At 69.9% G+C, this 538-nt stretch carries 1 pseudogene; it reads left to right on the forward strand.

The annotated features are described in order from the left end of the window. Window positions 1-538, forward strand: a pseudogene (locus JCM9942_RS17850) (bifunctional lysylphosphatidylglycerol flippase/synthetase MprF); the annotation flags it as partial.

Below are 538 nucleotides of genomic sequence, written 5' to 3' on the forward strand. Positions count from 1 at the left end.
CTGCTCGCGCTGGCGGTGTTCGCGGTGGGCAGCTTGCTGGTGATCGACGGGACCTTGCCGCTACCACGCCACCGGCAGCTGTCCGCCTCGCTGCCGGTGATCGAAACCTCGCACCTGCTGGGCAGCCTGGGCGGCGTGGCATTGCTGCTCATCGGTCAGGGCCTGCAGCGCCGCAGCCATTCGGCATGGCTGCTGGCGTTCGCGTTGTGCACCGTACTGCCGCTGCCGGTGTGGCTGCGCGGCGGGCATCTGCTGGTGGCACTGCTGCTGCCGCTGGCCGCGCTCGCGCTGTGGACCGCGCGCCGCGAGTTCTACCGGCAGGGCGCCCTGCTTGATGAAGCCTGGTCATGGCCATGGCTGCGCAATGTGGCGCTGGTGCTGGCGGCCACCCTCTGGCTGCTGTTCTTCGTCTACAGCCATGTGGAATACCGGAACGAGCTGTGGTGGCAGTTCGCCACCTCCGGCAACGCGCCGCGGGCGCTGCGGGCGCTGCTGCTGGTGTGCCTGGCGGTGATCGTGTTCGGGCTGGCGCGACTGC

This window comes from Stenotrophomonas pictorum JCM 9942 (assembly GCF_001310775.1).
GTDB classification, from domain to species: domain Bacteria; phylum Pseudomonadota; class Gammaproteobacteria; order Xanthomonadales; family Xanthomonadaceae; genus Stenotrophomonas; species Stenotrophomonas pictorum.